This is a genomic window from Glycomyces sp. NPDC021274 (assembly GCF_040641195.1).
In the GTDB taxonomy this organism is placed as follows: domain Bacteria; phylum Actinomycetota; class Actinomycetes; order Mycobacteriales; family Micromonosporaceae; genus Glycomyces.
The window spans coordinates 1-1,888 of sequence record NZ_JBFADC010000045.1 but is presented as its reverse complement, the minus strand read 5'-3'; the positions used below and the strand labels follow the sequence as shown (position 1 = coordinate 1,888).

Below are 1,888 nucleotides of genomic sequence, written 5' to 3'. Positions count from 1 at the left end.
GAGCACGTCCGCTCAGTCCGGGCACGTCTGCCCGTACTCCCAGGCTTGTCCGGTCGGGGGCCTTCCGGCCGTCTGCTCCGAGGCAGCGCGCCGGTGTATATGGGCTGAGGGGTCGGCTCCAGGGTGCTCACGTCGGCTCGCCGTGTCGCCGGCTGTGATTCCTGATCTCCCGTGCAGCAGCACAAGCGGCAGCCCAGTCGTTCCGCCTCCGTGCCTCGCTCCGCTGGAGGTTCAGGGCGGTGCACACCTTGCAGCCGGGCGCCGGGATGCCGTCCAACAGCCAGTTGTCCAGAGGGAGTTCAACGGGTGACTGGCTATACCGAATCGGGTTGCTCATGACCTCTCGCCGTCCCCTCGCGCGTGTCGGTGCACGGAGCATCCCGCCGCCCAGCGGCGCCCCCTAGGGGCATACCTAGGGGCAAGTAAGCCACCCAAGACGAATGTTGATCCGCCAGTGGCAGACGTAGGGGCAAGATGGACTCATGGCCATCGGGGAACTGATCACGGACCTCCGGAAAGCGCGCGGCTGGTCGCAGGGACGGCTGGCGTCAGCGATCAACGATGCGTTCGGCACGAACCTGGACCGGGAGTACATCAGCCGCTGGGAGCGTTCCAAGGTGACGCCGGGGCGGTTTTACCTCCGGTGTCTCTCGGCCGTCCTCGACGTGCCCTTGGCGGTGCTGGAGGGTGAAGTGAAGCGACGTAAGTTCTTGTCCGATGTGGCAGCGACCGCCATAGCACCTGTGGTGGCGTCCGATCTGCTGACCGCGGGATTCAGTGCCCGACTTGACGGCGGGCCATCTGCGGACGACTGGGAAGGCAAGCTGACCACGTATGGCACCGAGTACATGAGTCTCGGCGCCGCTGACATCCAACGGCGGGTGTCCGGCGAGTTGGTCGTGGTGCAGCAGCAACTGGACACCCCGCATCTCTGGTCCGTTGCCTCCCGACTCATGACCCTCTACGCCAAGACGTTTCCCGGCTCCGACGGCTCCAAGGCCGTGAACTGGTATCGCATGGCAGCCAAGGCTGCCGACCGATCCGGGGACGCTCAGGCTCGGGTGTGGGTTCGGGGACGCGCAGCGATCGCGCTCGGGTACGAGGGGGCCTCACTCGGAGTCGCCGACGTGCTTGCCGATCAGGCAATGGCCATCAGCGACAAGCCGTCACTGGGGCTCCTCAACGCCATCATGGGCAAGGCTCACGCAGCGGCGATCCGTGGCGACCGCGCAACGGCACGAAAGCTGATGAACCAGGGGCGCCGCGTCTTCGACAAGGCAGCGTCATACGAGCAGACGTCGGACTACGCAGTGCCGTGGTGGCGGATGAACGTGTTTGTCTCACTGCTGGCCGCTCGACTCGGAGATGAGGGCACGGCAGTGGCGGCGCAAGATGCGGCTCGGCGAGAGTTGCCCGCCACACTGCCTCGCTTCGCAACGCACCTTGAGATGCACAGGGGACTCATGCTCGCCCGATCGGGCGACAAGGCGGGGGGAACGGCGTATGCACGGGCGGCGTTGGACGCTCTGCCGCCTGAAAAGCACTCCCTGACGTTGCGACTGCTGATGACAGAGGTAGAGGCGTCCTGAGTTGAGGGGCGCGTCTCCGAATACGCCAAAAGCCCCCGCACCCGTCGCCCGGTGAAGGGTGACGTGCGCGGGGGCTCTCAGTGGTTCATCCGGCGAGGACGTTGGTCAGGCGGGCGGCTGCCTTGCCCCCGAACAGGGCCAGACCACAGTAGAAATCGATGCGAGTGCGGTAGACGGGCTTGTCGTGGGACTCGCCCAGATCGGTGACCTGGACGCCGCCGTTGGTCAGTCCCGAGACTCCAGCATCAGCTTCGGTCGCCCCAAAGCGAACCGCGTAGATATCGCCGGTCTGCTTTCCG

Annotated in this window: 1 protein-coding gene and 1 pseudogene; one reads left to right on the top strand and one right to left on the bottom strand. The window is 65.9% G+C overall.

From position 1 onward, the window contains the following. Positions 1 to 482: 482 nt before the first annotated feature. Entirely contained in the window at positions 483 to 1,589 is a 1,107-nt protein-coding gene (locus AB0I03_RS26390) for a helix-turn-helix transcriptional regulator (protein ID WP_275309846.1), read from the top strand. 85 nt (positions 1,590 to 1,674) lie between these two features. Here AB0I03_RS26390 and AB0I03_RS26385 read toward each other — a convergent pair. Continuing rightward, positions 1,675 to 1,888, bottom strand: a pseudogene (locus AB0I03_RS26385) (hypothetical protein); the annotation flags it as partial.

Coding starts and splice junctions, on each gene's coding strand:
- AB0I03_RS26390 (WP_275309846.1), top strand. CDS start 483: ATGGCCATCGGGGAACTGATCACGGACCTCCGGAAAGCGCGCGGCTGG.